The sequence below is a fragment of the Gemmatimonadota bacterium genome, assembly GCA_026706845.1.
Classification (GTDB): Bacteria; Latescibacterota; UBA2968; order UBA2968; family UBA2968; genus VXRD01.
On sequence record JAPOXY010000247.1, the window covers coordinates 1 to 17,995 of the forward strand.

14 protein-coding genes and 1 tRNA gene are annotated in these 17,995 nt (G+C 49.9%); 2 read left to right on the forward strand and 13 right to left on the reverse strand.

Going from position 1 to position 17,995, the window contains the following annotated elements:
- From OXG87_21915 to OXG87_21970, 12 genes are all read right to left on the reverse strand, one after another.
- A partial coding sequence (locus OXG87_21915; protein MCY3872213.1) for an NAD(P)-binding domain-containing protein occupies positions 1–439 on the reverse strand: 439 nt, incomplete at its 3' end.
- Positions 439–1,362, reverse strand: a complete 924-nt coding sequence (gene argF, locus OXG87_21920) for an ornithine carbamoyltransferase (GenBank protein ID MCY3872214.1) — start codon at positions 1,360–1,362, stop codon at positions 439–441. The genes argF and OXG87_21915, both read right to left, overlap by 1 nt.
- Before the next feature lie 89 nt (positions 1,363–1,451).
- Positions 1,452–2,411: a bifunctional oligoribonuclease/PAP phosphatase NrnA gene (locus OXG87_21925; protein ID MCY3872215.1), complete on the reverse strand. Its 960-nt coding sequence runs from the start codon at positions 2,409–2,411 to the stop codon at positions 1,452–1,454.
- A 41-nt stretch (positions 2,412–2,452) separates the two neighbouring features.
- Positions 2,453–2,842, reverse strand: coding sequence for a hypothetical protein (locus OXG87_21930; protein MCY3872216.1), 390 nt, complete (start codon positions 2,840–2,842; stop codon positions 2,453–2,455).
- Between the two features lie 237 nt (positions 2,843–3,079).
- Positions 3,080–3,937 (reverse strand): permease-like cell division protein FtsX, encoded by an 858-nt coding sequence (locus tag OXG87_21935; GenBank protein ID MCY3872217.1) that lies wholly within the window; start codon positions 3,935–3,937, stop codon positions 3,080–3,082.
- A gap of 29 nt (positions 3,938–3,966) precedes the next feature.
- Positions 3,967–4,620 (reverse strand): ATP-binding cassette domain-containing protein, encoded by a 654-nt coding sequence (locus OXG87_21940; protein MCY3872218.1) that lies wholly within the window; start codon positions 4,618–4,620, stop codon positions 3,967–3,969.
- 32 nt (positions 4,621–4,652) lie between these two features.
- Positions 4,653–5,402: a class I SAM-dependent methyltransferase gene (locus OXG87_21945; protein ID MCY3872219.1), complete on the reverse strand. Its 750-nt coding sequence runs from the start codon at positions 5,400–5,402 to the stop codon at positions 4,653–4,655.
- A gap of 71 nt (positions 5,403–5,473) precedes the next feature.
- A complete protein-coding gene (locus tag OXG87_21950) occupies positions 5,474–5,746 on the reverse strand; it encodes a S4 domain-containing protein (GenBank protein MCY3872220.1) in 273 nt (90 codons plus the stop codon).
- Between the two features lie 6 nt (positions 5,747–5,752).
- Positions 5,753–6,994 (reverse strand): peptidylprolyl isomerase, encoded by a 1,242-nt coding sequence (locus tag OXG87_21955; protein MCY3872221.1) that lies wholly within the window; start codon positions 6,992–6,994, stop codon positions 5,753–5,755.
- 25 nt (positions 6,995–7,019) lie between these two features.
- On the reverse strand, positions 7,020–7,877 hold the full coding sequence (locus OXG87_21960) for a peptidylprolyl isomerase (GenBank protein ID MCY3872222.1): 858 nt from the start codon (positions 7,875–7,877) through the stop codon (positions 7,020–7,022).
- A 64-nt stretch (positions 7,878–7,941) separates the two neighbouring features.
- A complete protein-coding gene (gene mfd / locus OXG87_21965) occupies positions 7,942–11,349 on the reverse strand; it encodes a transcription-repair coupling factor (GenBank protein ID MCY3872223.1) in 3,408 nt (1,135 codons plus the stop codon).
- A gap of 75 nt (positions 11,350–11,424) precedes the next feature.
- Positions 11,425–11,502, reverse strand: a tRNA-Asp gene (locus OXG87_21970).
- Positions 11,503–11,662: 160 nt separating this feature from the next.
- On the opposite strand from OXG87_21970, the gene OXG87_21975 reads away from it, so the two are divergent.
- Together OXG87_21975 and OXG87_21980 are read left to right on the forward strand one after the other, a co-directional pair.
- Positions 11,663–15,061 (forward strand): type II CAAX endopeptidase family protein, encoded by a 3,399-nt coding sequence (locus tag OXG87_21975; GenBank protein MCY3872224.1) that lies wholly within the window; start codon positions 11,663–11,665, stop codon positions 15,059–15,061.
- Between the two features lie 13 nt (positions 15,062–15,074).
- Entirely contained in the window at positions 15,075–16,292 is a 1,218-nt protein-coding gene (locus OXG87_21980) for an aminotransferase class V-fold PLP-dependent enzyme (protein ID MCY3872225.1), read from the forward strand.
- A gap of 12 nt (positions 16,293–16,304) precedes the next feature.
- Here OXG87_21980 and OXG87_21985 read toward each other — a convergent pair whose 3' ends face one another.
- Entirely contained in the window at positions 16,305–17,906 is a 1,602-nt protein-coding gene (locus OXG87_21985; GenBank protein ID MCY3872226.1) for a DEAD/DEAH box helicase, read from the reverse strand.
- Between the last annotated feature and the right edge of the window lie 89 nt (positions 17,907–17,995).

Here is a 17,995-nt window from a genome sequence, read left to right on the forward strand (position 1 = left end):
ACGTCGTGCTTTCCAGAATTACCAGTTGACCACGGCGCAGTCGGTCTTTGATTGCGCTACATGCTTGCAAAATAAATGAGACATCCGGGTCGCGTGTCTTATTCAAGGGTGTAGGCACACATACCACAACCACGTCGGCTTCATCGATTACATCGCATTCCCGTGTTGCTGTCAATTTGCCCACAGCTTTGAGACCCGCTACTTCAAATTCCGATACACCCTGCACATCGGACTTTCCAGATTCTACCAGATCTACTTTGCGCGCCGATGTATCGATTCCCGTGACGGAAAATCCCACCTTGCCCAATTCCACGGATAGGGTCAATCCCACATACCCCAATCCCATCACCGCTATCCGCGCTTCGTGCGATGCGATCTTCTCCTCCAGCATCTGCTTGGGGTTGGCGATTTCTCGAGATAATCTTTCTGGTATAGCCATTATGTTATCCGCTCTGGTCCAATCATTTGAAGCAATACGGCTTTTTGAACGTGCATGCGATTCTCTGCTTGATCCACAGCAATGCATCGCTCGCTTGCCATGACCTCATCCGTTACTTCATATCCCTTGTGTGCAGGGAGGCAGTGCATCACATAAGCATCTGTCTTTTTGAGCAATTCGCTATTGATCTGATATGGCATGAATACTCTGGTGCGTCGCTTCTTTTCTTCTGAAAATTTTGGATTGTTAAAAAATTCCATATCAATCCACGTATCCGTATAAACAAAATCTGCATCGGCAACAGCGGCTTCCAGATCCAGCGTTTCTTCAAACAACCCGGTTGCACGCGCTGCTTTAACCAGTTCGGGATCTGCCGATGGCTTGTTGATCTCTGGCGTCACAGCCGTTATGCGTACGCCTGCTTTTGTGCACGCTGTCACCAGCGAATTGCACACATTGTTCCAGATGCCCACATAAACTACATGCGTTCCCGCCAACTTGCCTCGCACTTCCAGGATCGATAGCAGATCGCCCAGAGCTTGACAGGGGTGATAGCGGTCACAACATCCGTTGATCACAGGGACTTCGGAGCCGAGAGTCAGCCGCAGCAGATCTTCGTGTTTGAGCATGCGCGCCATAATCACATCGGCATATCGCGACAGGACCTGTGCTTCATCCCGCACATCGGCCAATCCAAAATTGGTGGTCATCCAGTCCAAAAATACGGCCTGACCTCCCAATTGATGCATGCCCACTTCAAAAGATACACGGGTGCGCGTTGATGTTTTCTGAAATAACATCGCCAGAGTTTGTCCCGTTAGCAAGCCTTCATAGCGCTCGGGATTCTTTTTGATCACCAGGCCCATTTCTACCGCCTGCAAAATATCATCTGGCGACCACGTCTTCAGTGTCAAAAGATCCATATCTATTTCCTTTCTGTTGAACCGCTGCTACAGCCTGCTCCTGCTGGAATCGTGCAGGGGGTTGCCAGGCCAGGGAGAGTTTCACCGATTCACAATTGTTCGCGCACAACAGATAGCAAAAGCGCTTGCACTTCGTCAACATTGCCTTTAATCTCGCACCCCGATGCGCGGATGTGACCGCCGCCATCAAATTGACGAGCAATGCGATTGACATCTACTTTTCCTCGCGACCGCAAACTCACGCGCTGTTGCCCCGGCTCCTGTTCTTTAAAAAATAGTGCGACCTCAACGCCGTCAATCGACATCGCGTGATCAACCACGCCATCCAGATCGCCATTCATCGCATGGGTTTTGTGATCGACGTACAATGTGCTGATCTGTCCATTTTCGTGTAGCGTGAGATTCGACAGCGCGAATCCCAGGGTTTTCACCGTTTGGTACGTTTGATGCGAAAACATGTTCTCCGCAATCTGCTGCGGGTCAGCGCCGTGTGTAACGAGTTCTGCTGCAGCGCGGAGGGCGCGTTCTGGATGCGAATGTTTAAATAGTTTTGTATCAAAAACAATTCCGGCATATAAACACGTCGCGATCTCGGGTGTAAATCCCGAATTACTACGCCGGGCGTGCCAGTTTATGAGCAAATAGATCAATTCACTGACAGAACTGGCATCTGGAGCAATCACCCGTACATCGCCCTTTTCATCCGCATCTACATGGTGGTCGATTACCAGCGTTTTTGTCGCAGGTCCAATCAGATCCGCGACATCGCCAATGCGTTTTTTTGATGTCGTGGTATCTACTACCACGAGGCGAGGCACTACTGGAATTGAGGCGTGTACCGATTCTATGCGATCATAGCCCGGCAAAAACCGATATTTGCGATCCGGCTCCTCGTCCGCCACCACAATGCGGTGCTTTTGGTACTGAAGCGTCAACCAGTGGCTCATCCCCAATAACGCACCGAGGCCATCGCCATCGGCATTTACATGCGTTGTCAGTACGAGTTCCTCGCCTGCCAACAAAAAATTCAAAGCCGCTTGAAAGTCCATTGTTATATCCAATGTACATATCAACGCAAGGGAATAGCAGATCACCGACGTTTTAAAATTTGCTCGTGCTGGCGTTTGCGTTGCCACAAAATTTGCTGCCGTCGCTTCTGCGAACTGTGTATGGTATAAAGAATACTCACCCGTTTGCGCGCCGTCTGCAATGTCTGGACATCCCGCTGGTCCTGATCTTTTATCCTGGATAAATATAGCATGCGTTGGGCCGCATCTCGTAGTGACTTTGCCGAAAATAATACTGAGAGTATTCCCTGTCGTCCCATTTTGTATATCTCTCTCGCACGTTGCGCTATATTCTGCTCGCGATTTTTTAGTTGTGACTGAGCCAGTCGAAGCTGTTGCTCGGTGTTGTAGGTCTCAAGAACCAGGCTATTGATCTCTTCTGTCAACTCCTGAGACGCGGACTGTGCTGCCATCAATGCCTCCTTGGTCGCGCTTTTAGATGGATTCGTCGCCGCTTCCGACAAAGGCTGAGGCTTTTGCCGGTCACGCGCGTTTAAGCTGTCCATCGCCGCTTGCTCAGCTTTCAGGCGCGCTTCCAGAACTCTTATTGTCTGTGCTCTTCCATTGGACGATGATGCGATTAGAAGAGCTATTATACACAATATATACGCTGGTTTTTGCACGCTATACCTCAATGGATAGGCAATGCCCTACGCGATTTCTCTCAACATGCGGTTCAGCGATGACCAACTGCCTACTGCGCCCAGCACAGTGCCCAATGCCACCAGACAGAGTGCCAGTTCAATCGTTGGTGTGACTGTCAAATCCGGTACGCGAACAGCCCACCACGGTGCTATATAAGCCAACATCAGGGGTGCCAAAAATCCACCGACAAAGCCCAGTATTGCACCCCCAGCCCCAAAGATCATCCACACAGTTATATCCGTTGCGCCAACCAACCGCATAATCCCAATGGCATCGCGCTGCGCCAGTGCCATTAACTTGGTCGCATGGCTTATTGCAAATGCACACGCAAAACACAGCATACACCCAAGTGCGAGTCCAATGCCGGTGATTACTGTAATAAAATGCGCTAAAGAATCTGCCCAAACTTCACCCACATTTATACCTTCTACAGCACTGTGACCGGTTACAGATCTTGCAACAGTTCGAGCGCGGCGCGGCATATTCTCACCGGGTGAGATGCGTACTCTGAACGAAGCGGGCAATGGATTGCTCGAAAGCGCATCGACCGTACCCAGGCCAAATCGTGACCGAAATTCTCTGGCAGCTACGTCCTGATTCACATACACAATTCCGGCTATCTCGGGTCTTGCTTCTAACGTGCGCCGCAATGCCACTACGCGCTGAGGTGAAATGCCATCTTTTAAGTAAATGTCTATCTCTACCCGCGCACGCAATCGATCAACCAGCGCGTTCCCACTCTCGATGACCTGCCAAAGGAATCCCAATACCAGTAGCGATGCCCCAATGGTCGCCACAGAAATCACACCTGCGATTCTCGTGCGCACAACTCCCTGCCATGCCTCGCGCAATACCAGATTCATTTCACTTTTCCATTTGCTCAATTTGTGACTTATTCAATGACGCCATTTTCCAACTGCAATATTCGCCGGGGATATCGGTTTTCCTGCACTGCATCACGTACTGCTATGATCACAGCTATTCCGCGCGCGTTCATCTTTTTAAAAATAGCCATCACATGCTCTGTTGCCTCGGAATCCAAATTAGCGGTCGGTTCATCTGCTAACAAGATAAGGGGGTTATTCACCAGTGCCCGCGCAATTGCCACCCGTAGCCGTTCATAACCCGACAACTCATCCGGATACGCATTGCGTTTGTGCAACAAATCCACATCTGACAATATTGCCCTTGTTTTGCGCTTGATCCAGCGTCGCGAAACACCTGTTACTTCAAGCGCGAAGGCCACATTTTCATAAACTGTGCGATGGTGCAATAATTTGAAGTCTTGAAATACGACACCCACTTGCCGTCGCAATCGCGGGATATCCGTTTTTCGAATTTGTCGCGAGTCGTAATCTCCCACAGTTACCACGCCCGAACTGGGCAATTCCGCAAATATAATCAGCTCGAGTATCGCGCGTTTTTCCGCCTCGGTCTGTCCGACCAGATAGACAAAGTCGCCCTGATTGATCTCTATGTTGGCATTGACCAATATCGGTTGTCCTTGATGCTCGACACATACGTTTTGTAATTTAATTACAGACATGATGTACAACTGCTTCAGTAGTTCCAATTGAACTATTTTCTTAGAACAAAATGCACCCGGTCCGAAAAATCTGTTGGCGGTGCATACCCAAATCCACCGTATGTTCCCACTATTTCGAAAGGCGATTTATCCACGAGTTCTTCAATTGCCGACAGAGAATAGATGCGCTGTTGATGTACTTCTTTGACCACTTCATCCGTGTCTTCAAAGTGAATATCAAATTTGTTGTATTGCACACCTTTCTCGTAATAGCTGTGTCGTCGATATGAAAATCCATCCCCCGAATCTTCTGACTGCATATTGCTAAAGTATTGCCTCGAATTGCTCTCTGTACAGATATCGCCTACAAAGACACCGTTGAGATTTACAATGCGATGTACTTCTTCCAACGCGCGTGCGATCATTTCGAGTGACATCAAATAGTTGATGCTGTCGTACAAACACAACACGGCATCACACGGAGGCAAATCGCTCAAATCGAGCAGATTGCGATGGTAAAAGGGAATGGGATAGCGCAACTTACGCGCTTTCTCCACCGCCATATCCAGCATTTCCCTGCATCCATCCGCGCCCATTACATCGAACTTCTGACGGTATAGCTCAATTGCCAGACTGCCCGTTCCACAGGCCAGGTCCAATACGCGGTTGGGTTTGATCTTGTGTCGTGCGAGCAATGACGATACATAATGCGCCCAATGTACGTAATCCACGTGTCGCATCACATGGTCGTAAATGGTCGCTAAGCGGCTATAAGGTGTTGCCTCAGTTTGGAAATTCGGCATAAAATGAAAAACGGCCAGCCCGTGCCGGCCTTGACCTTTCTACTTTTCTGAGTGGTGAAGGGAATCGCGTCTCAAAAAAATTCTGATGCCCGTTCCTCATCTCGAATAACGCGATAATATTCAGGTGCTCGCTTCCGCGATACATTGCCCCGTGGAATCGCCAATACCTCAAACTCTAAGAGACGATCGGAAAATGCAATGCACACCCTCTGCCCAACACGCAAAACACGACTCGCCTTGGCTTCTTGCCCATCTACTGTCACAATCCCATTTCCACACGCCCGCTTGGCCTCTGAACGCCGCCGCACCAGACAACACGTATTTAGATAGATATCTAATCTCATACTATCCTATTCCAACCGCACATCCACATATAATTTCGCCCGCGTTTCCGCCAGTTTCTCACGGAATAATGCTTGCAAGCGTTCCTCTTTGGCTATTTGCTCTAATGCGGTGGCCTCGTCATTGATGCGGAACAGGTTCCAGCCGCCTTCCACTTTTACGGGCAAACTCACATCGCCCGGCTTGAGTGCTCGCACCACCTCTGCATATTCAGGCGGCAGGTCAGTTCTGGGAAAACTTCCCAGAAATCCGCCGCGCGATGCTGTTTCTTCAAAGTCAGAATGTTCGCGCGCAAGTTCGGCAAAATCAGATCCGTCTTTAATCTGTTGATACAATGCCATTGCCTTTTGCTGCGAGGCTTTTTCGTCTTTTTGTAGCAAAAACAAAATGTGACGCGCCCGCACCTGATCGCCCGAGATTTCCTCAACGCGAATAATGTGAAAGCCAAATTGCGATTGCACGAGGTCGCTCACTTCGCCAGCTTTGAGACTAAAGGCAACGTCTTCAAATGCAGGCACCATGGTCCCGCGTCCAAAAAAGCCCAGATCCCCTCCTCGAGACGCGCTGCCAGGGTCTTGTGAGTATTCTTTTGCCAGTGCTGAAAAATCTTCACCTGCTCGAATGCGTTCTAAGACTGCTTCTGCCTGGGGGCGAATTTTGTCCTGTTGTTCTGTCGATGCAACAGGTTCAACAAATATATGGCTCAAAGACACGACATTCGACTCGCCGCGCCGGTATTTTTCTTGAAATTCCTTTATATCCCGGGGCGAGACGCTGACCTGCTGCGCCAGTATTTCATACATACTGCGTTCCAAATACTGATTGCGAAATTGTTCCCTGAATTTGTCTCGCATCTGTCGCTCGGTCAATCCCGCTTTTTTTAATTCTTCGGCAAAAGCCGCTGTGCCAAATTGTTCCTTAAACTGGCGAACCTGCGCCCGCACCATTTCTTCCACGCGCTCGTCATCTACCTCTATGCTGTCTTCTCGCGCTCTGACCAGTAATAAGTTGCGCTGAATTTCATTTTCCAGCACCTTATTGAACATATTCTCAAGCTCTGCCTGCGGTACGGTTCGCACATCAATTCCTCGACCGATCAATTCCATCCGCAGCTTGTTTTCCACATCGGATCGCAACACAATTTTGTCATCTACTACCGCTATAATTTTATCTACTAAGATAGGCTCTGCACGCGCTGTGCCCCCGAGCAGAAATACCCCAATCAGCGAGTTGATAAGCAGCGTTTTCATGTCGATAAATTCCTTGTATTAATCCTCACTGTGTTCTATTCAATTGCTTCCAATCGACTGACCATTCACTCCGCTCTTTGAGTTCGGTCAGCAATTTGGCGCGTTGCTCGCGTCGGCGCTCGGTCAAGATGCGCTGCTGAATCTCGCCGCGCACATCAATCAAATCGCGTATTGAACCCTCGTCATCCCGAGCCATTACCTCAATGATATGGTAGCCCAACTCGGTGCGTGTGCGTATCCGGTGCCCCAATTTGGCTTCCCGACAGGCTGCCCAGAAAGAGGCGGTGACCATATCTTCGGTAAAATATCCCAGATCGCCACCATTTACAGCCGACTGATCGATTGAGACTTCTCGTGCCACCTGTTCAAAAAACTCGCCCTTTTGCAGCCGGTTCCACGCCCGAGTCTGTGCATTTCGATCTGCCACAATGAGATGCCGCACCCTGAGTTCGAGTTGATCGCGTTCAAAATCTGCACGATGTTCTTCGTAATAGGTGAGAATTTCATCCTCTGAGACTTCGGCATCGCGTGCGTGTGTGCGGGCCATCAATTCGCTCGCCAACAGTTGCCGAACAGCGCGATCAATTCGCTCCGACAGTTCGGGGTCCTGGTCGAGTTCTTGTCTTATGGCTTCTCGATAGAGAAGTTCTTCTTCGATCCAATCTTCGACCAATCTTTGTTTTTCTTTGGGCGAAATTGTGCCTGCAAACGGAGGGGGAATACGCCTCTCCAATGCTTCTTTGGTCAGATGGCGATTCCCCACTTGCGCCACGATGGAAACTTTTTGTGGCTTCTCGCATCCCCACATGCCAATCAGGCAGATTATCAGACCGATTTTTAAATACCGCGCCCGTTTCAAAACGCGATCCCCCATTGCGGTCATATCCCCGCATGTGGCTCTAAACTATTGGCAATTAAAAAGGTTCCAAGTAATCGAATATACGCCTTCAAATTAGGCTCTGCAACACATTTTTGGCCGATTCTAACCGCGATTGGGGTCCCTTTCCAATTAGCGCTACTTCGATTTTTGGCGGTTCTCCCAGGGCAAATTCCAGAGGGAGTGGTGACTGTGTCACCATCCGTTCAATATCTGTTCGCATCAGCGGTTTGTCTGGCGATAGGATCATTGTCATGGTCTGTCCGATTTGCAACTGCGACAACCTGAGTTGGCGAGCCAAAATTTTGACTTGTAATATATCTAATAATGCGGATGTGGGTTCGGGCAAAGGCCCAAAGCGATCTGCGAGTTCTTCCTCAATCGCCAGGACTTCTACTGTTCGCCTTATCTGGCCCAATCGCTGATAAAACTGCATTTTTTGATCTGCATCTGGAATATAGTCGTCCGGAATATACGACGAGACGGACACCTGTATATCTGGTTCAATCGCAGGTTCGGTCTCATCGCCCTTAATTTGTCGCACGGCTTCGTCCAACAATCGCGTGTACAAATCAAATCCCACGGCTGCGATATGTCCGTGTTGCTGCGCGCCGAGCAAGTTGCCCGTGCCCCTGATTTCCATGTCCCGCATTGAAATGTGAAAACCCGATCCCAAATCTGAAAATTCTTCGATGGCTCGCAATCGCCTCACAGCCGGTTTTTTGAGTGCTTGCCACGATGGCACAAATAAATACGCATATGCCCGCTTATTCGACCGTCCTACACGACCTCGCAATTGATACAACTGCGCCAATCCCAGGCGATCTGCCCGATTTACGATTAGCGTGTTCGCGTTGGGAATGTCCAGTCCGGATTCTACGATCATGGTCGAGACCAGAACATCGTATTTATGCTCAAAAAAGTCCATCATTACTTTTTCGAGTTGTCGTTCGGGCATTTGTCCATGTCCCATACCAAAACGCACTTGCGGTAGCAGGCGAGTGAGAAAACCCATCATCGCGTGCATGGATTGAACCCGATTGTGGACAAAATATACCTGTCCACCGCGATCTACTTCCCGTAAGACGGCTTCGGCAATGCGGTCTTCTTCAAAAGCCAGCACTTCGGTCTGAATTGGCAAGCGGTCTTTGGGCGGGGTTTGTATGACAGACATATCGCGTGCGCCCATCAGCGACATGTGCAGGGTGCGCGGAATTGGTGTGGCAGTAAGTGTCAATACATCTACCAGGCGCCGCATTTCTTTTAACCGCTCTTTGTGCCGCACCCCAAAGCGGTGTTCTTCGTCTATGACCAGAAGGCCAAGGGATTTGAAGTGGATATCTTTTGACAACAACCGATGCGTGCCCACCACAATATCTACAGTGCCTTTCTTCATTGCCTCGAGGGTTCGCATCTGTTCGGCCCGCGTGCGGAAGCGGCTCAAGACCGCTATATGAACGGGAAATTCGGAAAACCGTTCGCAAAATGTGCGATAGTGTTGTTGCGCCAAAATGGTCGTGGGGGCGAGCACTGCTACTTGTTTGCCATCTAAAATTGCCTTAAACGCCCCGCGAATCGCTACTTCTGTTTTGCCATATCCCACATCGCCACAAATCAAGCGGTCCATGGCGGACTGCGCTTCCATATCTTTTTGTACGGCGTCAATCGCTTCTTGTTGATCCCGGGTTTCGCGATAGGGAAACGAGGCTTCCAGTGCGTTCATTTCTGACCCGTCAGGCGAAAATGCCATGCCCGGTTGCGCCTTGCGTTCGGCGTATAATGACACGAGTTCTGCCGCCATTTTGAATATGGCTTTGCGCGTCTTTTCCTTTAGCCGCTCCCAGGCTACTGTGCCCAATTTGCTCAATACGGGTACTATGCCATCCTGGCTCGAATATTTTTGCACCTGATTCATCTGATCCACTGGCACAAAAACCCGATCCCCATCCCGATATCCAATGGTCAGGCAATCGCTGGACATGCGGCCTATTTCAATTCGCTTCACGCCTTCAAACCGACCAATTCCGTGATCTACGTGTACGACAAAATCGCCGCGCCGAAGAGCGGACACGGTCTTGATGGGCTGTGCGTCTTGAAAACGTCGATACCGCCGTCTGCGATGTACGCGGCTGTAAATTTCGTGGTCATTGATCAAAAAAACTTTGCCGAGGCGGTATGTAAATCCGGATTGTAGTGTGCCCACGTACAGGGAGACCACATCGGCACTTTCTTCCAAAATTTCTTCCAGCCGCGCTTTTTGTCCATCACTTTCACACAGAATGACCACTTCATAAGCGTCCAACCAGTGTTTTCGCAAATCCTCTTTTAATAGCTGCACATGGCCTTCGTAGTGTCGCCCACTCTGTCCGCCCAAATCGACTACTTCCTCAGAGGTCCCTCCCAGTGCGCGGTTCAAGACTCTGGGCATGTGTTCCAATTGCCTGAGTACGGCTTCCGGTTGTCGGAGTACACATTGCGCTGGCAAAGGTTCTGTTTCCGCCCGTCGCTTTTTTTGTCGCTGTGCGATATGCTCACACGCGTGCCAGGCGTTATCCGCGGCAGCAGCGATGCCATCCGGATCATCGAGGACGAGCCAGCATCCTTCGGGTACGTAATCCAACAAACCCGTTTGCTCGCCATATAACACACTCAGATAATGTTCCTGTCCTTCAAAAATGCCTTCGCGTTCCAATAAGTTGCGCACCTCGGGCAATTCAATGCCAAGATCCCGTTCTGCTATTTCCAGATTTTCCAGATAAATATCTGCCATTGTCAGCGGAAGTACGCTTTCCCGGCAGGGCAAAATGCGCGTTTTTTTCATTTGCTTGATGGACCGCTGAGTGCTAAAATCAAATGACCGAATGGATGAAATTTCATCGCCCCAAAACTCCAGTCTAACCGGATGCGCGTTGCCAAACGAGCAAACATCCAGGATGCCGCCACGCATCCCAAATTGTCCCACACCCTCCACAGTTGTTACCCGTTCATATCCGATTTCCACCAGATGATCCGCCAGTTGTAGGGGCGATGTTTCCTGTTCCAGGCGAAGCGATTTTACACTTAAGTCAAAGAGGTCCGGGGGCAAGGTGTGTCCCATTAGCGCTTCGATGGGTGTGACCACAATGCCGCTGGCCTCCCGGCGTAGCTGGTCCAACGCTTCCATCCGCAAGCCCACGACATCGAGGTGCGGCGAACGCCCGTCAAAATGAGCTACATCCCAACTCGGAAAGTAGCCCACCTGTTCTTCGTCTAACAGCCTTTCCAAATCATTGCGCAATGCCTCGGCGCGGTCCTCATCTGCACATACGACCACCACCGGCCCAGGTACGGTTTCTTCAATCCACGCGATGGCAAATGCCGATAGCGATCCGGATCCTCCGCGCATGGTTATGACCCGCTCTCCCGATTCCAGTTTTTGCGATAGGTCCTTAAATGGTGACGAGTTTTTAATTCTGTTGTACAATCTGTCAACTGACATAAATTTTGACTTTCTCCCCAAACAGTACACGCCAAAAAGCTCGACACATTATATGCGTCGAGCTTTTTGGAGAGATGGCGGGGTAGACGGGGCTCGAACCCGCGACCACCGGCGTGACAGGCCGGTACTCTAACCAGACTGAGCTACTACCCCAATGTGTTGAAATAATCTTCAAAATTCCATGAAGGACCGAAAATTTAACAAGGTGTCTTTTTAGTGTCAAGCAAATTTAATACATCATACCCCTTGTTTTTGGCATTTCATCTCATTATGTTAAAGCCCTGTCGCGCCAAAACTCTCAAAGGAGGATTTTATGACCCGACGCGATGCCTTATGGATCGTTTGCTTCCTGATCGCAGGGGCGCTCGGTCTCACCTGTTATATACAGTTTTTTGACCGCGCGCTTCCCGTTGCTTCGCTCAATTTTCGCGTTGATCGCGAACAGGCATATCAATCTGCCGAAGCGTATCTTTACCGCCTGGGTTACGATCTCACAGATTACGAAAGTGCTCAGGTCTTCTCTTACTCCAGCCTGCCCCAGGTTTTTCTCGAACGCACCCTGGGCCTTGAGGAAGCCAACCGACTCGTGCGGGAATGGGTCTCTGTGTGGTACTGGAATATCCGCTGGTTTAAGCCGCTTCAAAAAGAAGAACTCCGCGTGCGTATTGATCCCGGCGGGCGCATTGTAGGGTTTACGCATAGTATCCTGGAGTCTGACGAAGGCGCGAGTCTTTCAGAAGAAGATGCCCGCGTTATTGCAGAAACCTTTCTGACCGATGTGCAGGGTTTTCTACTCGATGATTACGAACCTATCGAAGCGTCGAGTATTGAGCGTCCCAATCGGATGGATCACACCTTTACTTACCGGAAAAAAGATTTTGTCGTGGGCGATGATGGGCACTACCGTTTGAGCGTTACGGTTAAGGGCGACAAAGCAGGCTATTTTGCCGAATATCTCAAAGTGCCCGAAACTTTTGCGCGCAATTATCGGGAGATTCGCTCGCGTGCGGGCCTGCTCGCCAATATTGCTTCGGTTTTCTTTTTTGCGCTGGGCATTGCAATGGTTGTGGTGCTTGTGCGTAAATATCGCCAGCGCACTTTGATATGGCGCGCTGCCCTCGGCGTGGGGATTCTCGTAGCCGCTACCAGTTTCCTCGGTGTCGTCAATGGCTATCCGATCACGCGCTTTGGTTACGATACCACGCAGTCCTTTGTTTCCTTTATTCTCACCTTTATCTTCGGCGGTCTGTTGAGTGCTGTGCTCAGTGGGGTTATTATCGCGCTGTCCGGTACAGCCGGGGGGGCTGCTGCTCGGGATGTGGAAGGCTGGAAAAATCCTCTCGCGCGACTGTCTCTGCGCGGATGGCGATCCGCGAATTTTGCGCAGGTCACTCTCGTCGGTTATGGGCTTGCATTTGCCCACCTGGGATATGTGACCATCTTTTACATTTTGGGCAATGATTATCTGGGGGTCTGGTCTCCTGCGGCGATGACACAGTACAGCAATACGTATAGTACTTACTTGCCGTGGATTTATCCCCTGCTTATCGGTCTTCTCGCCGCGACGATGGAAGAATTTTTCTTCCGCCTGCTCGCCATTTCCCTGCTCATCCGGTATTTAAAAAGCACCTGGTTGGCCGTGCTCATTCCCGCGATTGTTTGGGCATTTTTGCACGCGAATTATCCGCAGGAGCCTGTTTATATTCGCGGTCTCGAACTCACCGTGGTTGGGATTATCTTTGGTATTGTGTTTTTGCGCTACGGCGTTTGGGCAACGATTATTTCGCATTATGTGTACAATTGCTTTCTCGGCATTTACCCGATGGTGCAGTCCGACAGTCTCTACTTCAAGGTCTCGGGCATTCTGGCGGTCGCGATTATTTTTATTCCGGCGATTCCCGCTATTTTTGGTGTGATTACAGGGCGCTATAAAGAGATTGAGGAGCCCGAGGAGGTACCGCCCCCTGAAGCGCCAGAGGAGCCAGTACCTGAAACACCTATTACTGAACCCGAACTACCCCCTGAACCCGAGGTTGAACGCAAAACCCCTTCGGATTATCTCATTCCCAAAAGTGGTCTCATTGTCTTTGGGATTCTCGGTCTGATCGGTTGGTCCGTGTATTTCATATCCGACCTCCCGAGATTTGCCAAATACGCCCGCGAGTCCATTATTACGCGGGCCGAGGCGATTGAGAAGGCAGAAGATATTCGCCAGCAATTGGAACTCGACCTCGAAGGCTATCAATGCACGACGTCGTTTTCCAGTAGTTTGGGATCCAGCCATTTTACACATCTCATTCGCAATGTCGATCTGACGCGTGCAGATACACTCGCTGCTGAACATACGGCATCGTGGCGCTGGAGGGTGCGCTGGTTCAAGCCTCTTGAAAAAGAGGAACTCACCATCAGTATTGATGGCAATGGCGATTTTTGCCGCGTCTCGCATTATGTTCCCGAAAATCAGGAGGGCGCAGAACTCAGTACGGAAGAAGCGCAAGAGGTTGCCGAGGTTTTTCTGGCCGAATATTTACAGCGCGATGTGACAGACACAGCCTTCTACAAACGCCTTGAAGCCCGTTCGCAAAAGCGCGAAAATCGAATGGACCACAGTTTTGTGTGGGAGCGCACGGATATCAAAGTTGAAGAGGGAGAATTTCGCATTATCGCCTCTGTGCAGGGCGATCGGATTGGGCACGCATATAAAGCCTACAAAGCACCCGAAGAGTTTTTGCGTAAATTGCGCGAACGTACCGCCAAAAGTACCATTGTCTCTACTGTCTCGACAATCGCAATCATTGCCACGGCTGTACTCGCCATTATTTTCTTTTTACGCGCCTATCGCAATGGATATGTCAACTGGCGGTTACCCATTTGGGTTGGTATTCTGGCCGGCGTATGTTTTGTGCTGGAAAGACTCAATAATCTACCTGCGTTCTATAGGAGTTATAATACCAGTGAAGCGATGAGTACTTTTCTTGGAGATAAACTCATTGACTTCGTCATAGGACTTGTTATTGCTGCGATTATGGCTTTTTTGGTCAGTGCGTTTGGCGATACGATGTATCGTCGTGAACGGCCCCGCGAGATGCAAATTTCCGATTGGATCGATGTGCTCCGCCTGAAGATAAATAGCACGGCGCTCTGGTGGCAGGTTGTCTTTCTTGTCGTGTGCTTTTTTGGTCTTACCAGAGGTAACGGCATTTTTTCGTCTTATATCAATCTCACCTATCTCGGCGACTACCTTGGTGCAGGCGGTGGTGCGCCTCCCGAAATCAATAGCTATATACCCGCATTTGGTGAACTCATCGACGAAGTTAACGGTATACTCATAGCTCCCTTTGCCATTCTCGGCGTTCTGTTTGTCTTTTGGCGTGTGATAGGCAAGATAAATCTGCTGATTCTCGGCGTAGTGCTCGTCCTCATTTTTCAATATGTGGCCTCGCCAGCGAAAGATTTTTATCACGCAGGTATTCTTCTCGCCAAGAGCATTCCGTATTGGGTGATTATGGCTTTCCTCATTTTGAAGTATATACGCTTCAATCTGCTCTTTTATGCCGTGATGGCCTGGTGTTCAATTATTTTTGTCGGTATTCGCTATCTCAAATACGATCCCGGTATTTATCAGGTTAATGGGATTCTCATGGTTCTCTTTGGCCTTGTTCCGCTCATTCTTGCCGTTCTCGCATGGTACAAAGCGCGATCTACGGCGTAAATCGGAGGTATCTGTGGAGCATATCTGTACGGCCTGGCAGACTTCGGTGGCAGAGGAGGCTTACTGGGAGTCAATTCGCAAGCAGTATATGATCGCGTCGGATGAAATTTATCTCAATACTGGCTCTTTTGGTTCACAGCCCAGACCAGTGTTTGAGAAGATGCTGGAAATATTGGAGGATGTTGAACGCAATCCCACGCGGCATCGGGCGGAATACAATAGCATTGTAGATAGCTCTCGCGCCCATCTGGCGGCATTTATCAATGCGCCGTCAGAGGATATTGCTTTTGCCACCAATGTTACTATGGCTATCAACATGGTGGTGCATGGGTTGGATTGGCGGCCAGGCGATGAAATCCTGGCTTCAAATCAGGAGTACGGTGCGATTGACAACTGCTTGCATCTGGCTGAGCGCCGCTATGGTGTGGTGGTCAAACGCGTCCAGATCCCCATCCCTCCCGAAAGCCCTGAAGATGTTCTGAATGCTTTTGAAAGTGAATTTACAGGTCGTACAAGGCTGGTTTTTTGCAGCCATATTACCACTCGTACGGGTCTGATTACTCCGATTAGAGCACTCGCCCGACTGGCGCATGACCGCGGTGCGCTGATTGCAGTAGATGGCGCTCATGCTCCGGGGATGATTCCGCTCAACTTACAGGACCTCGGTTGCGATTTTTACGGCGGCAATTGTCACAAATGGCTATGTGCGCCCAAAGGCACGGGTTTTCTTTATGCTTCGCCTTCGATGCAAGAACGCCTCAATCATGTTGTTGTGAGTTGGGGATATAGCCAGGAAGGCGCAAAGAGGGGAGCAGACGGCATTTTGCAGATCAATGACCGTCCATTTATGTGGGGTATTGAGAATTGGGGCACCCGGGATCAGGCGTGTTTTGCAGCGGTGAGCGCAGCGGTTGAATTTCAAGAGGTGGTTGGCAAAAAGCGGATTCGGGAACGGGGACAACAACTGGCGGCGTATCTGCGAGGTCGTTTGGCTGCAACTGGTTGGGCAAAATTGCTTACGCCTTCTGTGCCAGATCTATCTGGATCGATCTCGGCTTTTCATCTTTCTGGATTTGACGACCTGGATCTTCTTTATGAGCGATATCGGATTACTGTGCCTATTGCAAAGAGCGATGGTGTTTACTGGATGCGCGTTTCTACCCATATTTGCAATGGTTTTGATCATGTAGATCGTCTGGTAGATGCTTTAGGCGAAGAGAGAAATGCCTGAATTGTTTTGTGTTTAAGAATTTACTTCTTGAAATCCTCTGGGCAAATCTTCTCCCTTCACAAGTGCGGCTTTCAATGCGCGTGAGTGCTGACAATTTCCTCTGTATTGAAATCCCCTGCATGCACAGGACACGTCGTTTCCATCTACTTCTAATTCGTAAAAAGCCCCCGGCCGTGATGAACTCTCCGCGCGATACTTTGTAATTTTGGGTCCACTCAATACCCGCGCGAGAATTTCAATAGCTTCTTGCGATGGTTTTTGGCGTTCAACCGGTTCACTGGCGCCAAATGCCTCTGCATGCGCTTCCCGGAAGGTTGCGCTTGCCTCGCGCAACACTTCGCCCACTTGTGCGCTGTCTATGTCCCCGGGCAAGGCATCTACTCTGGGTTGTAACACGTCCATAATGCGTCGCATTTCACCCATTACATCGCGATGGAAGTCTTCGGGCAGTGCGCGGCCTTCTACCATCTGATCGATCAAATCCGCTTTTGTTTCCAGTACGGTGCGTACAAATGTATCGACTGTATCACGTCCAACCATATACGTTACATTTACCATACCCGTCTGCCCAATGCGATAAGCCCGATCTTCGGCTTGCCAGTGATTGACGGGTACCCAGTCCAGATCGTTAAAAATGACCTGGCGAGCCGCTGTCAGATTTAGTCCCACGCCACCTGCTGTGATATTTGCCAGCAACAATCGCACGTCATCGTCTTCCTGAAACCGATCTGCCCGTTCTTGTCGTTGTGCTACCGGTACTTCACCCGTAATGACCACGGCCTGGTCGCCGAATTTTGTTTTTAAAATTTCCAGTGGGCGCAAGAAGCACGAAAATACTATCGCTTTCTCTCCCTGATCCACTACATTTTCTACAAAGGGCAATGTCGTCCGCACTTTGGATGTCGCCAATCGAAGCCTTGCCCTTGTCAACTGTCCCAGGGCGCGCCCCCGTTCTTCAGAGGATGTAGATTCTTCTAAAGTCTCCCGCACATTTCGCCGAGAGTATTTTTGTAGCAGTTCCAGGACGGCTGTGCTCATTCGATGTGCGACTCTACTCGACACATCTACATCCAACCAGGTCCTTATCTTAGGTGGTAAATCCAGGACCTGATTCTTTGTTCGCCGCAACATAATCCCGTGTAAGTGCACGGTTAGTTCTTCGATATTACTCGCGCCATCCGTTACCCATCCGTATTCCCCCTTATACGCATCGCAATACCGTTTTGCAAATCCCATAAAACTGCGTCCCAGGGCGTGTCGGGCAAGTTGTAGCAATGGGAAGAGATCTCTTGGCCGACTCGTCAGGGGCGTGCCCGTTAAGATATGTACCACTGTTTCTTCGGGCAATTGCCTCACCAGTTGCATAGAAAATTTGTGCCGCTGACTGCGGTGGTTTTTCAAATAATGCGCCTCGTCAAAGACAACGCCTTTCCATCCCAGCGCACACAACGCATCAATGTGCTTACCCAGGATATCGTAATTGATAATCGCCCAGCCTTCAAACCCCGCTTTGGGTGGATCGTCCGGTCCAATAATCCACGTCTGTACACGGGGTAGAACAACCGCAATTTCTCTCGCCCAATTGCGCTTTACGGTCGCCGGACAAATTACCATATACGGTCAATGAGGTTCGGTTTGAGACATCGCAATTACGTACTGCCGGGTTTTGCCCAGAACCATGTCATCTGCTAAGATCTATCGCC

Bases quoted from the DNA above. Each gene is read 5' to 3' on its own strand.
- argF (MCY3872214.1), bottom strand. From the start codon at position 1,362: ATGGATCTTTTGACACTGAAGACGTGGTCGCCAGATGATATTTTGCAG.
- OXG87_21955 (MCY3872221.1), bottom strand. From the start codon at position 6,994: ATGAAAACGCTGCTTATCAACTCGCTGATTGGGGTATTTCTGCTCGGG.
- OXG87_21925 (MCY3872215.1), bottom strand. From the start codon at position 2,411: ATGGACTTTCAAGCGGCTTTGAATTTTTTGTTGGCAGGCGAGGAACTC.
- mfd (MCY3872223.1), bottom strand. From the start codon at position 11,349: ATGTCAGTTGACAGATTGTACAACAGAATTAAAAACTCGTCACCATTT.
- OXG87_21985 (MCY3872226.1), bottom strand. From the start codon at position 17,906: ATGGTAATTTGTCCGGCGACCGTAAAGCGCAATTGGGCGAGAGAAATT.
- OXG87_21950 (MCY3872220.1), bottom strand. From the start codon at position 5,746: ATGAGATTAGATATCTATCTAAATACGTGTTGTCTGGTGCGGCGGCGT.
- OXG87_21945 (MCY3872219.1), bottom strand. From the start codon at position 5,402: ATGCCGAATTTCCAAACTGAGGCAACACCTTATAGCCGCTTAGCGACC.
- OXG87_21935 (MCY3872217.1), bottom strand. From the start codon at position 3,937: ATGAATCTGGTATTGCGCGAGGCATGGCAGGGAGTTGTGCGCACGAGA.
- OXG87_21975 (MCY3872224.1), top strand. From the start codon at position 11,663: ATGACCCGACGCGATGCCTTATGGATCGTTTGCTTCCTGATCGCAGGG.
- OXG87_21930 (MCY3872216.1), bottom strand. From the start codon at position 2,842: ATGGCAGCACAGTCCGCGTCTCAGGAGTTGACAGAAGAGATCAATAGC.
- OXG87_21960 (MCY3872222.1), bottom strand. From the start codon at position 7,877: ATGACCGCAATGGGGGATCGCGTTTTGAAACGGGCGCGGTATTTAAAA.
- OXG87_21940 (MCY3872218.1), bottom strand. From the start codon at position 4,620: ATGTCTGTAATTAAATTACAAAACGTATGTGTCGAGCATCAAGGACAA.